The sequence below is a fragment of the Nostoc sp. 'Lobaria pulmonaria (5183) cyanobiont' genome, from assembly GCF_002949795.1.
GTDB lineage: Bacteria > Cyanobacteriota > Cyanobacteriia > Cyanobacteriales > Nostocaceae > Nostoc.
Genome location: NZ_CP026692.1, coordinates 6,882,368 through 6,900,373 on the forward strand (window position 1 = coordinate 6,882,368; position 18,006 = coordinate 6,900,373).

The window sequence follows — 18,006 nt, forward strand, 5'->3', positions numbered from 1 at the left end:
AAAAATTTAAATGTCGCCGCGAATTTCTTCTACAATGCCATCGCGCAGAACGATTTCAACCTGCATTTTACTAATCAGGTTATCACCGGTTTCTACCCGGAAAAAACCTTCCATTTGAAATTGGTTGACTTCCTGATCTTGCTGGAGAAACTGTACTTGCTGGAGGTTTTGTAGCAACTGGTTTTTTTGCTCCAAAAATTCACTTTTCTTTTGATTGACTTGGAGTTGGATATTGTCAATTTGTTGGAGGGTCTGGGGGCCAGGTGGTTGCAGACTCTGCTTTTGAATTGCTGCGATCGCTCTTTGTCCTTCAACGTCTAGCTGTTGCAGTTGCTGATCGAGTTGATTGATCTGGGTTTGCAGCTGCTGTTGTACTTCCTCTTTCCAGAGGGGAGTCACAATGACTTTGACGTTAACGACGCGTTTCAGAAGCAAATTAGATTTGGAGACATCCATAAATATTTCACGTTCACTCTTTACAGTTAGCAGGTGGAATCATCAGGCAAACATGCCGTCAATAATATCGCGATAGCGTTCCGTGACGATGTGTCGTCGAACTTTTAGTGTTTGTGTCATCAAGCCATTTTCGATGGAAAATGGTTCCAGGATGATTTTAAACGTTCCGATGCGGTCATCCGGTCGATAGCCTGGACGATTTTGGACTTCCCGATTTAATTCTTGGCGAAATAAATCCTGGATCATTCTACTCTCCAAGTCAATTTTTTGACTATCTGAGGAAGTCACTCGATCGTTGGGCGTATCTAGCGTTAGATTCTGACTTGCTGCCCATTTTTCTAAGGCTTCGACATTGGGGACAATTAAGGCTCCCAGAGTGCGCCGATCTTGACCAATGAGCATAATTTGATCGATGTATGGCGATCGCAAACACACATCTTCGATCGGCTGTGGCTCGATGTTTTCCCCGTTAGTCAATACAATCGTATCCTTAGACCTGCCAGTCAGCACTAAGTCGTCTTGTGGTGTCAGCCAACCCAAATCGCCACTATCAAACCAACCTTCAGGATCAATTGCTTTCGCTGTCGCTTCGGGATTTTGGTAATAGCCTTGCATAATCTGCGGGCCCCTCAACAATACTAAGCCTCGCTTCTCTATTGGTAAAGGCGTTTTTGTCTCAGGATCGACAATTTTAGCTTCTGTTGCCGGGAGTGGTAGCCCTGACGCACCAATCAAATTCCGCCAAGGACGCCGTACATGGGTAACAGGAGAAGTTTCTGTCAAGCCATAGCCTTGCAAAATCTGCACACCAATAATTTCAAAGAAATTATCTATGTGTCTGGGAAGGGCACCACCACCACTAATCATCTGCTTAACTTCTCCCCCTGTGGCTTTCCTAACTTTGGCGTAAACCAGTCGTTCTCCCAAGGCATGGAGGGGTAATAAAGCTGATGCTTGGATCTTAGCTGCTAATCGTTCGCCGGCTGAAGCATGAAGATTATTTAAACTCAATCCCTGAGCAACTCGCCGCGCTTTGATATATTTTTCGCTAATACCCAATAAAGAGTTAATTAGGCGTTGCTTGTTCGCTGGTTGTTCCCGGAACTGCTTTTGCACTCCTTCATAAATCGATTCCCACAGGCGGGGTACACCGACCATGTAATTGGGTTTAAATTGTCTCAAATCCCCTTTTACGGAGCGCAAATTAGTATAAACTTGGGTGCAACCTTGAGATAGTAGGTAGTATTCAACAGTTCGTTCGTAGCTGTGCCACGAAGGCAGGATACTGAGAACGATATCGCTAGCATTTGGTTGCAATACTGTCCCAAATGTTGTTACTTGGTGCATCAAATTGTTATAAGACAGCATTACACCCTTGGGTTTACCCGTAGTACCAGAGGTATAAATTAAGGTCGCCAAAGCGTCACGATTTTGCTTTACTGGCACAAAATGATGATTTACTCCAATTTCGAGCAACTGTGTAAAGTTCAGCACCTTTAGGGTTTCGTCTGTTGGTGGTGCTTCATCCGAAAGTAAGATTACCACTTGAATTGGTAAATCTTTGAGGCGGTCTTGTAGTTTTTTAAGTGTTTTTAAATCCTCAACGACGATCGCTGTACTGCCGCTATTAGTGATAATAAACAGCAATTCTTCTTTTTCGGCTTGGGAACTACGCACCGCATCAACGCCTCCAGCAGTCATTATGCCTTGATCGGCAATAAACCACCGAGGACTATTGTCAGCAATTAGGGAAATGCGATCGCCTACCTTTACTCCCAACGCCTGTAAGCCAGCAGCAAATAGTTGCATTTGCTCTGCCAACTGGGTATAAGTAATCACTACTTCTGGTTTGGCGTGAGGATTGCGGAGAGCGACAATATCACCAAATCGTTGAGCTGCCAAAGGCCAAATTTCTGGTAGCGATTCCACATTTGTGTAATCTACCAACCGTTTTAATGCCTGCCGTTCTCGCTCACTGATGTTAGATAAAAAAGAAGACGCGGTTTGGGTTTTTGACATAACACCTTACCTAAATATTTTTAACTGATCGTTTTCCAGCTTATTTTGTTATTAGGCTACAATAACCGTCATTATTATCCACATTCCCTTCTGTGTACGATCATTCCAGGAATTCCACGTTTATATTCACAAAAATTTATGTTAAAGTTAATTTACATAGAGTGCAAGCAATGATTGGGTTTGCATCTAAGAACAGCGATCGCCTATATTTCACAGGAGATGATTACCTATGAATTTTATCGACACCATAATGCTAACGCTGCTCAATATTGCTGCTTGCATAGCGTTACCGAAGATTTTAGCTATCCTTTTGGATGATAAAACCAAACTTACTGAAGCGTTGGTGAATACTTCCAAATTACAAACAGCCAAAATTGAACTTACAAGTTTTCCTTATTGTACAGCTTACCAATTGACAGGTAGCCAATACTGCAAATTCAGTCCTGATTTTTGTGCCAGGTGTTCTCCAAATTGATGGACTATTCGCCAGGAAAAATTCCTTAGCACTTCCGACAACCAGCAATTCAATTAATTCTTCAACACATATTCACTCTAATTTCGACAGCTTGAAATCCCCGACTTCTTCAAAAAGAGGGGATCTTTTTGTTTGGAACTCCTGCAAGGATTACTAAACCTCGCTTATAAGCTGCCCTTGCTTTAATTTGCACAACTAGGGCGGGCAAGATGCCATTGGTGTCAAGTTAAGGCAGAAGCCCAAATGTCAAAGGTATGTTCATCGAATTCGGAGTGTCGTTTATTGAATTCGGGGTGTCGTTTATTGAATTCGGGCAGCCGTTTATTGAATTCGGGCAGCCGTTTATTGAATTCGGGCAGCCGTTTATTGAATTCGGGCAGCCGTTTATTGAATTCGGGGTGTCGTTTATTGAATTCGGGCAGCCGTTTATTGAATTCGGGGTGTCGTTTATTGAATTCGGGCAGCCGTTTATTGAATTCGGGCAGTTGTTTATTGAATTCGGGCAGCCGTTTATTGAATTCGGGCAGCCGTTTATTATTTTTGTTCAATTTTAATTTGAGGAGGATAAAACCTAAACACAAAAAGACTTTTCATCCAGTCCCCAGTCTCCAGCTATACTAATTGACCCCAGTGATTTCATCTTAACTTGACACTAATGGCTGTCCGGCCCACCCCACAAGAGATTTATTTTTTGGAGGATGCAAATTAAAAGATTTTTAGCTTATTTACATTTTCTAGCTCTCTATCTTAAGCTCTCAGACTAGAGGGCTTACGCCTAATCAAATATATTTCCCCAACTAAGTTATAACTAAACCTCATCTATGTTGAGAACCGTAGTTTTTCCCCTCACCCTAAATCCCTCTCCCTACTTGGGAGAGGGACTTGTTTTTGGCTCACCTTCTCCCCATATTGGGAGAAGGGGCTGGGGGATGAGGGTTTTTCTGTTCATACAGAACTACAGTTTTCAACGTGGACGCGCTTTAATTATACGGACATGATATAATTTGATTTTTTCAGATTTTGGTAAATATACAGCGAAGAAATTGTATTGTAATTTACTTCTTTAGGCTCATATTCATCCTCATGAGTATTTTTAAATAGGACTGTAAATGCACCAGCACCTAACCTATCTTGAGGAAATATCCGGTAACAAGGCATCGTCGTTAAATGTGATTGATATTTGGCTAAATTACTAATTTCTATCGCTTCAAACTGGGGAAACCTTTCCAAGAACCATTCACAAACTTGCTCATTTTCTTCAGGCGAATATGTGCAAGTCATATAAGCAAGATAGCCTTGTGGTGAAACAATTTTAGCAGAGTTAGCTATGATACGCTTTTGCCGATTTGCACTCTTATTAATAGCAGTTGGGTGAAAACATCCGGGTGCTTTTTCACCTTTAGCAAGTAGAGATTGTCCAGTACACGGAGCATCTACTATTACTATATTGCTAGAGCCAGGAAACATTTCGGCAAATATGCTCGAATCTCGATTAACCACTGCGCTAGGGCTAACCTGGCAACGCTTCAAATTAGAAATTAGCATTCCCAGACGTTTGCCAATTACTTCATTACTGATGAGCAATTCAGGTTTTAAAGCTCTCCAAGCGAAGATACTTTTACCTCCCGGTGCCGCACACATATCAAAAACTAAATGCATTGACTCAGGAATAGCTAACAAAGTAGTAGCTGCAAACACCGAAGAAAAATCTAAACAATAGAAATATCCTTTTTCATGCAAGGGATGCTGACCAGGTTTTTCTCCCAGAGATAAGCGGTCTATAAATTGTGGTTGCCAAGAGATTGGTGTTTCCACTGTCAAAGGTGAAACATCTGGCTTTTCTTGACACCAAAGAATAGTAGGTGAAAAAGGCTGAGGATTCATTAAAGCCTCAATAAACTTTTCTTGCTCATCTAGATTAGTAAACAAACGCCGCGAGACTTTAAGTAATAAATTAGAAGGTTTTTCCATGTAGATTATGAATTATCAATTACGAATTACGAATTACGAATTACGAATTAGTACGTTGTATCTGAATCAAATTAAACTGTTACACAAGAACAATGTAATTAAGGCTTTTGGCTTCATACTCAAAATATAATGACCGCCATTGGGATCGCAATGGCCAAGCTACCCCACTGCACCGGAGAAGGTCATGTTCTTAGATAGTTTTCAGGAAAAATTACGCAAAGAAGCACACTTATGGAGGGATGAAGGATTAATTAGTTCTTCGCAGTATGAGCAGATAGCAGAACGTTATCAATTTAAAAACCTGGAAGCTGCTGCACGCGATCGCAATAAAGCGATCGCGATCACGATCGGCAGCATACTTTTATGCTTAGGCATAATTACCTTTGTATCAGGAAACTGGCAGGGAGGATCGCGAGAAATCAAAATTATTCTGATGATGAGTTTGTTTTTTGCGATCGCCATCACTGGATTTTACACCTGGAGACCACCTGAAGGAAAGAAGCCAGAACGAAGCAAACGCCTACTGGGAGAGGGCTTGCTAATTTTAAGCGCCTTCATCTTCGGTGCAAATTTACTGCTGATGGCCCAGATGTTCAATATCATCGGTTCAGCTTCCCAACTGTTTCTCGCTTGGGGATTCGGTGTTGTAGTCATGGCCTTCAGTTTGTCCTTAAATTCTTTAGGAATTCTGTCAATTATCCTTGTGGAAATCGGCTACTGGACTGGACTAGAAGACTTGTGGTACGCTTCAGGTGAATTAACTTGGTCGCGGCTAGTAGTGCAGCATCTGCCTTTGTTGGCATGGCTAGTATTTGTACCTTTAGCTTACTTCTGTCGATCCCGTTGGATTTTTGGTCTAGCAGCCTTTGTTTTTGCTAGTTCCTTACAAGCTAACCTTAATCCACTGCCACTGCTGAATTATGCTGATATAGCACCTTGGGTGGCATCTTTTGCTTTTGCACTGCCACCTGCATTATTCTGGAGTTATGATGATTTACTGTTTCCAACGATAAATTACAGATTGTTTCAATCTCTAGCGCGTAATTTAGCGTTGGTATGCTTCGGCATTGTCTTTTACGTTTTGTCTTTTCGTTGGGTCTGGGAATCTCCAGATTATAGTTCTAATCAGCCAACGAATTTGACAAACTTATTCAAGTCTCTGCCGATTATCGATTTAGGGATTCTCAGCGGCTTGGCGGTATTGCAATGGTTGTTTCTACTGCGTCAAAGAAATAATCCTCCGCGCCGCGAAGTGATTTTCACAACTGCTGTCATTAGTACATTTCTTGTCTTTATTGCAATAGTACCTTTTTGGCATCAAACTATCAGCCGGATTGATGAACTTGGCATTTTTATTTTCAATGTACTTCTTGCAACATTAGCCTGGGGACTAATTCAAGAAGGATTGAAATTAAGCAACAGAAGTTCCTTTTGGGGCGGTATGCTGTTAGTAACACTGCAAATTATCAGTCGTGTGCAGGAGTACGACACCGACTTACTTTTTAAGTCGCTGATCTTTGTCCTGTGCGGTTCTGCTTTAATTAGCGCTGGACTCTGGTTTGAACGCCGTTTACCTGGTGGTAGCTCTACAAGTAAAAAGTAGTGCAAATTCAGAATTCAGAAATCTGCCCATCATCAAAATCTCTGTGCGGCAAAATTTTTAAAGTTTCTCTGCGTCAGTCCTAATCTCGTTACTTTTGAACTCCTCAAGACCTCTGCTTTTTAGGACTACGCTCATGACTAATACCTCTTCTGAATCTAAGAATAAACCCTTGTCTCCCGAAGCCGAATTTTCCAATAAGGTGACTTTTCGGGATTACTTGATTGCTACTGAACAAAAATCGAATAAGCCCTTACCTTTTTGGCGGTTACTTGCTCCCCTGGCGCTGCAAACAGGGCTAATTATGGCAGTACCAGCCCAAGCAGTTTATACAGACGTAACAGGTAAGACGGTGATTTTGCAAACCGTACCTGTAGACCCTAACAATGCGATCGAAGGTAACACCTTAGCCTTAGATTACAACATATCCCGGATCTCAAATTTGAGCAGACTACCTGGCTGGCAAACATTAGTCAGCAGAGGTCGTGGAAGCGGTAGAAGATTGCCTGAAGGAACCAATATTTACGTGACTTTGCAAGAGCAATTATCTTCTGGTCGCGGTGTTCCGAGAGCTTGGAGACCGTTACGAGTAAGTAGCGATCGCCCCACAACTCTTAGAGCTAATCAAGTAGCCTTAAAAGGTGTTTATCAGGATGGTTCTATTAACTACGGTTTAGAAACATATTACATCCCAGAAAACCAACGCCAGCAGATTCGGAACGACTTACAAGCCCAACGCGCTCGCAGAGGACAAGTACCACCTATTGTGGTAAAAGCGAAAGTAGATCCACAAGGTAAGGCAGTGCCACTTAGTATGTGGGTGCGCGATCGCAACTATCGCTTTTAAGCTGTTAGGTAAAGCGTGTAAATATGCAAGCTTTGTCTCTAAAGTTCTGAGCGCTGACTTCCGGCGCTCAGAATTTTCTGTTTGTCAGAAACTAAAAACCAAATAATACTTACAAATCAACTACTTCCTTTACCCTCCTACACCCAGAAAAAGCAAGGGTTTCACTTTTCTTCGTGACATTCGTCCTTTTCCCCTCTTTTTTAATTGGCGATCGCACTACAAATTTACTAGTATTGAGCAACACACTGCTAAGGCACAATCAGCACTGGGCAAGGGGAAAGGTTAATCACGCGAGTTGTAACACTATCATCCGCTCCCTCTTCTGTCAAGCCTAGCCCGCGACAGCCCATGATAATTAAATCTGCCCCGATTTCATCAGCGACATCGCAGATCGTAAAAGCTGGTTTGCCTCGCCTTTCCAAGATTTCAGATTGAATTCCTTGCCCAGAAAATAAAGATTGGGCATTTTCTAACAGTTTAGCAACTACCTCTGGCGACACCATCGGATCATCGGCGCTAGGCGCATCTGGAGGCGGTTCTTCTACCACAGACAGCAGCACCAAGCGACTGCTGTACTTTTTAACTACGTTGGTAACAACGTCAGCAGCTTCCCGCGTTTCCCGGCTTTGATCGATAGGAAATAATACCGTCTTAAATATATCTGTCACTTGGGTACCCCTGACTCCGGTAAAATCTTGATGGTTCTACTTTCAAAACAATAACAAAAAGGCAATCAGGAGAGTTTGGTGTGTCCAAAAAAAGTTTAGCAAGTTTATCTTCGGCTGATATCTCTGGGAAACGTGCCTTAGTGCGGGTTGACTTTAATGTGCCTGTGGACGATCAAGGCAACATTACTGACGATACTCGCATTCGCGCTGCTCTACCAACCATCCAAGATTTGACGCAGAAGGGAGCTAAGGTCATTCTCGCCAGCCATTTTGGGCGTCCCAAGGGTGTGGATGACAAATTACGCCTAACTCCCGTTGCCAAGCGTCTGTCGGAGTTACTAGGGCAAGAAGTCATTAAAACTGATGACTCTATTGGCGATGAAGTTGCAGCTAAAGTTGGCGCGTTGCAAAATGGCCAAGTGCTGTTACTGGAAAATGTCCGTTTTTACCCAGAAGAAGAGAAAAACGACTCAGAATTTGCGAAAAAATTGGCAGCTAATGCTGATTTTTATGTAAATGATGCTTTTGGTACTGCACACCGCGCCCATGCTTCTACTGAAGGTGTGACTAAATTCCTCAGTCCTTCTGTGGCTGGATATTTGGTTGAGAAGGAATTGCAATATCTGCAAAACGCCATTGAAAATCCCCAACGTCCTTTGGCGGCAATTATTGGCGGTTCCAAGGTTTCCAGTAAAATTGGCGTGATTGAAACGTTGCTGGAGAAGTGCGACAAGCTGATCATCGGCGGTGGGATGATTTTCACATTCTACAAAGCCCGTGGTTTGAATGTCGGTAAGTCGTTGGTGGAAGAAGACAAGCTAGAACTAGCGAAAACTTTGGAAGCTAAGGCTAAAGAACGGGGTGTTGCTTTATTGCTGCCTACAGATGTGGTATTGGCAGATAATTTTGCCCCTGATGCCAATTCTCAAACCGTTAGCATTGAGAGTATCCCAGATGGTTGGATGGGTTTGGATATTGGGCCAGACTCGGTGAAATTTTTCCAAGAAGCTCTTGCAGATACCAAAACGGTAATTTGGAATGGGCCAATGGGTGTGTTTGAGTTTGATAAGTTTGCCGCAGGTACGGAAGCGATCGCTCATACCCTCGCTGAAATCGGCAAAACTGGCACAACTACCATCATTGGTGGTGGCGACTCAGTAGCGGCTGTGGAAAAGGTTGGTTTAGCCGACCAAATGAGCCATATCTCCACTGGCGGCGGCGCTAGCTTGGAGTTACTTGAAGGCAAGGTATTGCCTGGAATTGCAGCTTTAGATGATGCTTAAGAAAATTAGCTCTTAAGCTACTGAAAAAATCTGGTAGTTTTTGACAATTGTAGTAAGGGTGCGGTATACCGTACCCTTACTGTATTTATTAGCATTTTTGGCAACCATACCACCAAAATCGTGGAGGTGAAAGTGTAATGGCAAGAATTGAAGAAATTTCTGTCAAAAACTATAGGGTTATGCAAAATATTACCCTAAAAGATATCAAACCTTTTTCTGTTTTCCTTGGCCCTAATGGTAGTGGCAAGACTACTTTTTTTGATGTGATAGGTTTTCTTTCAGATTGCCTTACTACTAATGTTCGCAAAGCCTTAGAAAAGCGAGGAAGATTTCAAGAAGTCATCTCCCGTGATTGTCAAGGTCAAGAAATTGAAATTGTAATTAAATATCGAGAAGATAATCAATCTCCTAAAATCACCTATACAGTTGCTATTGCTTTACAAAATGGAGCGCCAATTGTTTCAAGAGAAACTCTCAAATGGAAGCGCGGTTCTCGTGGAAACCCATTTGATTTTCTAAAGTTTGAAAATGGTGGAGGTGAAGTAATTAGTGGTGAAAATCCCGAAATTAATGACAAAAGAATTCACTATCAAATGGATGACCCCAATTCCCTGGCTATTAAAACTATAGGTCAATTATCAGATAACCCACGCATTGCTAGTTTGCGCCGTTTTATTGAGGAATGGTTTCTCTCTTATTTCATACCAGATCAAGCTCGTCAGCTAGCGACTGCTGGTGCAATGGAACATCTTTCTCGTGAAGGAGACAATATTGCCAATGTAGTTCAATATCTTGCTGATGAACATCAAGAAACTTTATCCAAAATTTTGAAGTTACTGGTTAGCCGTGTTCCCCAGTTAGAAAAAGTGGAATCGGAGCCAACAATTGATGGCAGACTAGCTTTTTTATTTAAAGATACACCTTTTAGTAAACCATTTTTAGCTAGGTTTTCCTCAGACGGTACACTAAGATTACTGGCATATTTAATATTATTAAATGACCCTAATCCTCCTCAATTACTTTGCATCGAGGAGCCAGAAAATGGACTGCACCATCGACTGCTTGATTCTTTAAGTGAGGAAGCTCAGGCTTACTCGCAACGCGCACAAGTCTTTGTTTCTACCCACTCCCCATTTTTTGTTAACACAATAAAAGATGCTAGACAACTCTGGATTTTTCAACGCGATGAGAAAGGTTATGCAACTGTTACAAGGGCTGACCAAATCCATGATGCTAAACATTTTATAGAATCCCAAGCAGGCTTAGGTGATCTCTGGTCTGAGGGATATCTTAGAGGATTACCTTACTAGTAGTAGCAATTATGCATATAGAGTTTTTAGTAGAAGAACCTTCAACTGAAGTTGCTTTAAATTTTATTGTCCCTAAAATTATAGGTGATACTCATACGCTGAAAATTCATAACTTTCAAAATAAAGCTAGACTTTTAAAAAGACTACCTGAGCGGATGAGAGCTTATGCTAACTCTGTGCAGGATGACTGGCGGATCGTGATTATAGTAGATGAAGATAGATGTGATTGTCGAGAATTAAAGAGGAAACTTTGTGATGCTAGCAGTGTTGTGACTAAATACAAAGGAAATATTGTTCTCCATAGAATTGCTGTAGAAGAACTGGAGTCATGGTTTAAAGGTGATGTGACAGCAATTAGGGCTGAATATCAAAAGATTCCTGTTTCTTTATCCCAGCAAGCCAAATTTCGGAATCCAGATACTATCAAAGGTGGTACATGGGAGCAACTAGATAAGATACTAAAAAAATATGGCTATGAGACAGGTTTACAAAAAATCAACTTTGCTGAGAAAGTTTCTCCCCACATGGATGTAGAAAACAATCTCTCTAGAAGTTTTCAGATTTTTTGAGATGGGCTAAGAAGCATCGTCAAATAAAATTTCTTAATCAGGTACTTGCTTACACTAACTTACATAAATTTGGTAAAAAATGTGGAAACGAAATGGCTGGAATGGGGACAGAAGTTACAAGCGATCGCTCAAAATGGTCTAACCTATTCTGAAAACCCTTTTGATATCGAACGTTACAAACAATTACGAGCGCTCGCCACGGAAATCATGGCGAGTTACTCAAATGTAGAACACAGCTATGTCCTCGATTTATTTAGCCGTGAATTAGGATATGCAACTCCCAAAGTTGATGTGCGAGGAGCAATTTTTCGTGATGATACTATATTATTAGTCAAGGAACGAGCAGACGGCTGTTGGACTTTACCTGGTGGATGGGCTGATGTTGGTGAGTCGCCTAGTGAGGTAGTTGTGAAAGAAGTATATGAAGAATCGGGATATCAAGCACGCGCTATCAAACTCCTAGCAGTCTATGACAGAAACAAACAGGGACATCCACCATTACCGTTTTATGTCTACAAGCTGTTTTTTCACTGTGAACTTATTGGTGGTTCTCCATCATCAAGTATTGAAACTGAAGAAGTAGGTTTTTTCCCTGAAGGTGCGTTACCAGAACTTTCTCTCGGACGTGTGACACCAGTACAAATAAATCGACTTTTTCAACATTATCGCCAACCAGATTTACCAACGGACTTTGATTAGTAGCCCTTCAATATTTAATATACTTTGCCAATTTTTTTAGGTAAAATACTACTACATAAATTTATTATCTACACTAATTAACTATATAGTTTGTTCCCAAAATAAATGCATAGCAATGACTCAAATTACTCAACAACAACAGCCAATCCAGCACCACCCAAGACTCGGAATTGAAGTCCTGCGAGGTTGCAATCTTAACTGTCTCACAAATCTAGAGTCGCGTGAATTAAAAGAATCACTTTGGAAACATGGTGTAGTAGAGACAGGTTGAAAGACATCACTACAATAGACCTCTTGCACAAATGCAAAATTCGCCCTCATCCCCCAACCCCTTCTCCCAATTTTGGGAGAAAGGGAGCCAATTTCAAAGTCCCTCTTCCAAGCTTGGGAGAGGGATTTAGGGTGAGGTCTTTTGATTCATGCAACAAGTCTAATGTCTAAGTTAGTGTAAGAGGCTTTGTAGTAAGCACTTTAGTGCTTAGAAAATTAAGGAATAAAGTGTTTTACTACGAACTTGTTTACCTGTCAATTTAAACTTGACAGACTGCTAGGGCGTTGTCTCAGGAGTTGGTATTGGTGTAGGTTCAGGTTCAGGTGTGGAGATTTTTGTAGGCGTGGGTATTGGCGTTGGCGTTGGCGTTGGCGTGGGAGCTGGTGTTGGCGTGGATGTTTCCGTGGGCGTTGCTGTTGGAAATGGGAGAGGAGTGGGATTTTCCGCTGTAATAGTGAGTTGATAATCTACTGGTTTCGTTGCTGTAGAAACTACGACAAACTCATAAAATCCATTTTCTGCTAATTTAGTTGACAAACTACGCTTGGTAGAATCTTCTAAAAATCGAATTTTCCCAGAAGGTGAATAGACTGATAACAAAACTTGGGAATTTGCTTCTAACTTCAAGTCTAGAGATTGTTCTTTGGCAAGTCCAGCAATGAATACTTTACCATCACCAGGTTGGAGAGTGCCGTTGACTGTTTTGCCAGTAGCCCCCGGATCGAAGACAAGTTTCTGGAAAGCGCTACCGCCGAGGATAGCACTGAGTCGATCGCTAACAAATCCGTACCAAACTTGTCCAATGGGCTGACCTTGGAAATTTTTACTCCGTTGTTCAGGAAATACACGGGAAAAAGCTGCATCTCCCAAATCATACAAAGAACGGCTACCAACATTGACTTTGTTGACTTCCACTTTCCAGCGATCGCGTTCAGCAGTTGTGTAAGTTCCCATTTTTTGGCGTGCATTATTACTCAGTGGTGCAAGCTTTTCTAGCAATTCTGAGGCTGTTTTATCCCATTCTGCGCGCAAACTCTCATCTTCAGCGCCATTGCTGAGAGTACGTCCCCGTAAACTGGGATTTCTGTCCCAAAAAACTTGATTCACCAAGTTCACGTAGAAGTTAGAGTCAATACCCAACTGTTGACGGCGATCGCTTAATTTTTCTTTGCGTTCTCGTTCTGCTGGCGAATATTGCGCTAGAGGATCAGTTGGTTGTTCACTAGTTGGAGTAGGGCTGACTGTAGGATTAGGTTGGACTTGTTCGACATCTCGTCTACCATTCAATCCCCACCAAATTAATCCCACACTACCACCGACTAGCGCCGCCACCAGGAAAGTTTTTGTTGGTGTCCACCAGGAGGAAGGCGGGGGAGATGAGGAATATGAGGGGGATGGAGAAGGTGGGGGAGGTGGGGAGACGGCAACAGTGGCGGATGTGGGTTGTGGTGGAGTGGGATATTGAGTTGGCGGATAGTTAGCCGAGGGCGGGTTGAGGGCTTGGAGTACTTGACGGGCTGATTGATAGCGATCGCTTGGTCTGGCAGATAGCATTTTATCTAATACCTGTGCCAAATTTTGACTCAGACTAACTTCCCGTCGCCACTGCCAGGTGAGAGTATAGGTATCAATTAATTCTTGGGGTTGTTTCCCTGTCAGTAAAACCAACATTGTTGCGGCCATTGCATATAAGTCGCTGTGGGGAGATACTAACCCAGTTTGCATTTGTTCTGGGGGCGCAAATCCGATTTTACCTAATAAGGTTGGTGCTGGTGGAGGTGCGACCATACCGGGTTGGTAATATTCCGAAGCTACGGTTGCTACTACTTGTTTGACACCGCCAAAATCAATTAAAACTGGCAGTTTGTCAACAGTGCGAAGCATTAAATTATCTGGGGAAATATCTCGATGAATTACTCCTAATGAGTGGATGTATTCCAACACTGGCAAAATTGAAAGGAACAATTGGCGTATTTCCGTCTCTGTAAAGCGCAAACCCTGTTGTATCCTAGCATTTAACAAAGAATTGTAAGTTTCCCCTTCTACATAATCTTGCACCAAAAACAGATATTCTTTGCCCCCTAAATTCAGCCGCAGCAGTTCCCGGAAGCGGGGAATTTGGGGATGTTGCAGTTTATAAAGAACACTCGCCTCTCTCTCAAAGAGTTCTTCAGCTTTTTCGACAACGTAAGCGGTTTGAACTTGGGGGGAAAATTCTTTTAAAACACAAAGTTCGCGGAAACGGTTGACATCTTCAGCTAAATAAGTGCGCCCGAAGCCACCTTGGCCAATTTGACGCACAATCACATAGCGATCGCCTAAAGTCAGTCCCGGTTGGATACTATAACTCATGGGCATATCCAACAAATTTTCACCACACTGGAGACAAAAGCGACTACCTGGGGAATTTTCATGTCCTTTAGAACAATATATTTTTGTCATTTGTCATTTGTCATTAGTTATTAGTTATTAGTTACTCTTCCCCAGTCCCCTTATTTGCCAGATTGTACTTTAGTGACTTGATCGGCTGCGATCGCATACCAAATTTGACCGAAAGTCTGTTGATTCAGTTTCTTACGCTGCTGACCGGGAAACAACCGATCGAATTTTTCATTTGTGTCTTTAGTCAATTGATCGATTGTGTAGTTCTCAAACTGCCGCGACCGCGCTTGTTGTCTCCATGTATCGTAATCTTTTTGACTATAGTTCCCCAATTTCTGACGAGCTGTTGTACTGAGTTTAGCCTGTTCTAGTTTATCCAATAAATCATCAGCGATACCAGACCATTCATCTCGTAAACCAGCGTCTTCAGGTTTAGATGTCAGGCTACGTCCTTTTAATTCTGGTTTTTTTGTATAAAATAAATCATCTACTGTGCGAATAAAAAATCCTTCAGTAATTTCTAATTCTTGACGACGACTGATAATTTTCTGTAGGTCGCTATTTCCTTTGTCGCCGGCTGGTTTTCCAGTTGGAAAGTGTGGGATTTGCGGTAACGAAGGTAATGAAATTGATGGGATGGTGATTGAAGTTACGGCCCGAATGGCTGCATTTCCCGCCGCTAAAGTTAATCCAACTAAAGCCGTTCCCCCTAAACTCATCACAAAAGGGCGAATCCAAACAGGGAAAGATGCCGGTTTAGCGATCGCTTGCGTTTGCCTCTGGAATTTACTCACAACAGCACTGGCGCGTTGTCTTCCTGGAGCAACTACCATTGTTTTAATCTTGGTGGTAATATAATTACCTGGAGATTTAGTTGCAGTTGGTGATGGTAAATCTCTGAGAATTTGCTCGGCTCGTTGATAGCGATCGCTCGGTCTATAAGCTAGCATCTTTTTTAACACTGTTTCCAGTTGGGGACTAACTTGGATTTCTTTTCCCCACCCCCAAATTCCCTGATAGCTGTCGTATAATTTTTGTGGTTCTTCACCTGTAAGCAATACTAATGTTGTCACCGCCAAAGAATATAAATCACTACTAAAAAAGGCTTTTCCCTGCCGTAGCTGTTCTTCTGGAGCGTAGCCTTTTTTACCCAGTAAAGTGTTATTTCCAACCAGCTTAGTGCGCCAAAAGCCCTGAGAAGCTGGCAATTGTTTAACGCCACCAAAATCAATTAGCACTGGCAAATTATCAGAACGCCGCCAGATTAGATTATCGGGAGAGATATCACGGTGAATTACATCTCGTGAGTGGATGTAGGATAACACAGGTAAAATCTGTTGCAGGAGGATGATTACTTCCTCTTCACTAAAGGTTTTTCCTTGACTTTTACGCTGTTCTAATAACTGGTAGTAATTGTCACCATCCACATAATCTTGCACTAAAAAGAAAAAATCTTTAGTACCTATCTTCACTTGTAGCGAGGCGTGAAAACGTGGAATCTGTGGATGCTGGAGTTTTTTCAGGACACTCGCTTCTCTCTCAAATAACTCTTTAGCTTTTTGTAAATCTTGATTTTCTTGTACTTGGGGTGCAAATTCCTTCAGCACACAGGTTTGATGGGATTTATTGATATCTTCCGCCAAATAGGTGCGTCCAAAGCCGCCCTGCCCTAGATGACGGATAATTTGATAGCGATTATCCACAACCTGTCCCACAGCAAGAGGTAATGGTTCACCACAATGGGTACAAAAGCGGTTACTACCATTATTTGTGTGTTGTTTACTGCAATAGAGCTGCATGGTGCTGAAGGATAAATTAAGGTTTTATTGAATGACTACAACGCGCATACCCTCATTTTCGGATATTCTACGAATTACGAATTACGAATTACGAATTATTTTTAACGGTGTTGATTCTACTTCAGGATAAACAACAAGCGTCATGAACTGCAAATCACGACATCAGCAAGTAATTAAAGCATTTGAAGACTTTTTGTCTACCCCTCTAGAAACGATACTGCAACGGCATCTCAATACTCAAACTTCGGCAGCTTTGAGTTTATTTCATGATGTGGTGGCGAATGTACCAGCCTACAAGGCATTTTTAGCAGAAAGGGAAATTAATCCCGCGACTGTTCAAACCTTGGAGGAGTTTCAGAAATTACCAGCGATCGCTAAAGAAAATTATATACTGCGTTATCCTCTAGCTGACTTGTGCCGTAACGGACAACTCCAAGAGTGCGACATGATAGCTGCTTCATCAGGTTCCAGTGGTAAACCGACATTTTGGCCTCGTTTTTTCACAGATGAACTCCAAATCGCCACACGCTTTGAACAGATTTTTCACGATAGTTTCTATACAGACACCAGACGTACCTTAGCAGTGATTTGTTTCACTTTAGGCACTTGGGTAGGTGGGATGTTTACCACTAATTGCTGTCGTTATCTTGCTAGCAAAGGTTATCTCATCACTGTAATTACTCCTGGTAACAACAAAGAAGAAATCTTGCGAGTTGTGCAGGAACTTGGTTCAGGTTTTGAGCAAGTGGTGTTATTGGGATACCCGCCATTTTTAAAAGATGTGATTGATACTGGTATCGCTCGTGGTGTGGAGTGGCAGCAATATCAGATTAAATTAGTGATGGCGGGAGAAGTATTTAGTGAAGAATGGCGAAGTTTAGTTGGCGAAAGAGTTGGTTCGCGAAATCCTTGCTATGATTTTGCATCACTTTACGGCACGGCAGATGCAGGAGTTTTGGGTAATGAAACACCGTTAAGTATCTGCATTCGCCGTTTTTTGGCAGAAAATCCCGATGCAGCTAGAGCTTTATTTGGAGAATCGCGTTTACCCACACTAGTACAATACGATCCCTTCACTCGCTTTTTTGAAGTTCAAGATGGCGGATTGCTGTTTTCGGGAGATAACGGTATTCCCTTAGTGCGTTATGACATCTTGGATACTGGCGGGATAATTAGTTATGATGCTATGCTGCAATTTTTAGCTGAATGGGGATTTAACCCGCTTGAAAATCTCCGTTCTGATACTCAAGAATCACCAAGAGGTATTCATCAGCTACCTTTTGTTTATGTCTTCGGTCGTTCTAACTTTACAGTTTCTTACTTTGGCGCAAATATCTATCCCGAAAATGTGACGGTGGGATTAGAACAACCAGTAATTCAAGAATGGGTGACAGGTAAATTCGTGTTGCAGGTAATAGAAGATGCTGACAAAAACCGATTTTTATCTGTAGTTGTGGAATTAGCAGTAGGGGTAGAGGGTAGTGAAGATCAAAGACTTGCGATCGCATCTTCTATTCTTTCACAACTGCTACGTCTAAATAGCGAGTTTGCTAATTATGTTCTTCCAGAATATCAAACACCACAGGTTACATTAGCCCCAATGGGTGATTTTGAATATTTCCCCATTGGGGTAAAACATCGTTATACCCGTCAATAA

Annotated in this window: 16 protein-coding genes; 10 read left to right on the forward strand and 6 right to left on the reverse strand. The window is 42.0% G+C overall.

What is annotated here, in order from left to right; all coding sequences use genetic code 11:
* Positions 1-6: 6 nt before the first annotated feature.
* Entirely contained in the window at positions 7-456 is a 450-nt protein-coding gene (locus tag NLP_RS30495; protein WP_104909581.1) for a YlqD family protein, read from the reverse strand.
* Positions 457-498: 42 nt separating this feature from the next.
* On the reverse strand, positions 499-2,475 hold the full coding sequence (locus NLP_RS30500) for an AMP-dependent synthetase/ligase (protein ID WP_104909582.1): 1,977 nt from the start codon (positions 2,473-2,475) through the stop codon (positions 499-501).
* Between the two features lie 229 nt (positions 2,476-2,704).
* On the opposite strand from NLP_RS30500, the gene NLP_RS30505 reads away from it, so the two are divergent.
* Positions 2,705-2,950, forward strand: coding sequence for a hypothetical protein (locus NLP_RS30505; RefSeq protein WP_104909583.1), 246 nt, complete (start codon positions 2,705-2,707; stop codon positions 2,948-2,950).
* Between the two features lie 254 nt (positions 2,951-3,204).
* Positions 3,205-3,504 carry a hypothetical protein gene (locus NLP_RS30510; protein WP_104909584.1) on the forward strand — a complete coding sequence of 100 codons (300 nt, stop codon included), beginning with the start codon at positions 3,205-3,207 and terminating at the stop codon, positions 3,502-3,504.
* A 430-nt stretch (positions 3,505-3,934) separates the two neighbouring features.
* Here the strand turns inward: NLP_RS30510 and NLP_RS30515 are convergent, their stop codons facing one another.
* Complete coding sequence (locus tag NLP_RS30515) at positions 3,935-4,921, reverse strand: RsmB/NOP family class I SAM-dependent RNA methyltransferase (protein ID WP_104909585.1); 987 nt, start codon at positions 4,919-4,921, stop codon at positions 3,935-3,937.
* A gap of 184 nt (positions 4,922-5,105) precedes the next feature.
* Here NLP_RS30515 and NLP_RS30520 point away from each other — a divergent pair, with 184 nt between their 5' ends.
* Both NLP_RS30520 and NLP_RS30525 read left to right on the forward strand, forming a co-directional pair.
* Positions 5,106-6,524 carry a DUF2157 domain-containing protein gene (locus NLP_RS30520; protein ID WP_104909586.1) on the forward strand — a complete coding sequence of 473 codons (1,419 nt, stop codon included), beginning with the start codon at positions 5,106-5,108 and terminating at the stop codon, positions 6,522-6,524.
* A 133-nt stretch (positions 6,525-6,657) separates the two neighbouring features.
* On the forward strand, positions 6,658-7,368 hold the full coding sequence (locus NLP_RS30525; protein WP_104909587.1) for a GDYXXLXY domain-containing protein: 711 nt from the start codon (positions 6,658-6,660) through the stop codon (positions 7,366-7,368).
* A gap of 248 nt (positions 7,369-7,616) precedes the next feature.
* Here the strand turns inward: NLP_RS30525 and NLP_RS30530 are convergent, their stop codons facing one another.
* Positions 7,617-8,027, reverse strand: a complete 411-nt coding sequence (locus NLP_RS30530) for a universal stress protein (RefSeq protein ID WP_104910100.1) — start codon at positions 8,025-8,027, stop codon at positions 7,617-7,619.
* Positions 8,028-8,116: 89 nt separating this feature from the next.
* Between NLP_RS30530 and NLP_RS30535 the strand changes: the two genes are divergently transcribed.
* From NLP_RS30535 to NLP_RS33825, 5 genes are all read left to right on the forward strand, one after another.
* Positions 8,117-9,319 (forward strand): phosphoglycerate kinase, encoded by a 1,203-nt coding sequence (locus NLP_RS30535; protein WP_104909588.1) that lies wholly within the window; start codon positions 8,117-8,119, stop codon positions 9,317-9,319.
* A gap of 137 nt (positions 9,320-9,456) precedes the next feature.
* Positions 9,457-10,629 carry an AAA family ATPase gene (locus NLP_RS30540; RefSeq protein ID WP_104909589.1) on the forward strand — a complete coding sequence of 391 codons (1,173 nt, stop codon included), beginning with the start codon at positions 9,457-9,459 and terminating at the stop codon, positions 10,627-10,629.
* An 11-nt stretch (positions 10,630-10,640) separates the two neighbouring features.
* Positions 10,641-11,198, forward strand: a complete 558-nt coding sequence (locus NLP_RS30545) for a DUF4276 family protein (protein WP_104909590.1) — start codon at positions 10,641-10,643, stop codon at positions 11,196-11,198.
* 81 nt (positions 11,199-11,279) lie between these two features.
* Positions 11,280-11,897: an NUDIX hydrolase gene (locus tag NLP_RS30550; protein ID WP_104909591.1), complete on the forward strand. Its 618-nt coding sequence runs from the start codon at positions 11,280-11,282 to the stop codon at positions 11,895-11,897.
* Between the two features lie 115 nt (positions 11,898-12,012).
* The gene (locus tag NLP_RS33825) at positions 12,013-12,168 is read left to right on the forward strand and encodes a hypothetical protein (RefSeq protein ID WP_158680600.1); all 156 of its coding nucleotides are present in this window, start codon (positions 12,013-12,015) and stop codon (positions 12,166-12,168) included.
* Between the two features lie 276 nt (positions 12,169-12,444).
* Here NLP_RS33825 and NLP_RS30555 read toward each other — a convergent pair whose 3' ends face one another.
* Together NLP_RS30555 and NLP_RS30560 are read right to left on the reverse strand one after the other, a co-directional pair.
* Positions 12,445-14,610 carry a serine/threonine-protein kinase gene (locus NLP_RS30555; RefSeq protein WP_104909592.1) on the reverse strand — a complete coding sequence of 722 codons (2,166 nt, stop codon included), beginning with the start codon at positions 14,608-14,610 and terminating at the stop codon, positions 12,445-12,447.
* 50 nt (positions 14,611-14,660) lie between these two features.
* Positions 14,661-16,349: a serine/threonine-protein kinase gene (locus NLP_RS30560; RefSeq protein WP_104909593.1), complete on the reverse strand. Its 1,689-nt coding sequence runs from the start codon at positions 16,347-16,349 to the stop codon at positions 14,661-14,663.
* A 142-nt stretch (positions 16,350-16,491) separates the two neighbouring features.
* On the opposite strand from NLP_RS30560, the gene NLP_RS30565 reads away from it, so the two are divergent.
* On the forward strand, positions 16,492-18,006 hold the full coding sequence (locus tag NLP_RS30565) for a phenylacetate--CoA ligase family protein (protein WP_104909594.1): 1,515 nt from the start codon (positions 16,492-16,494) through the stop codon (positions 18,004-18,006).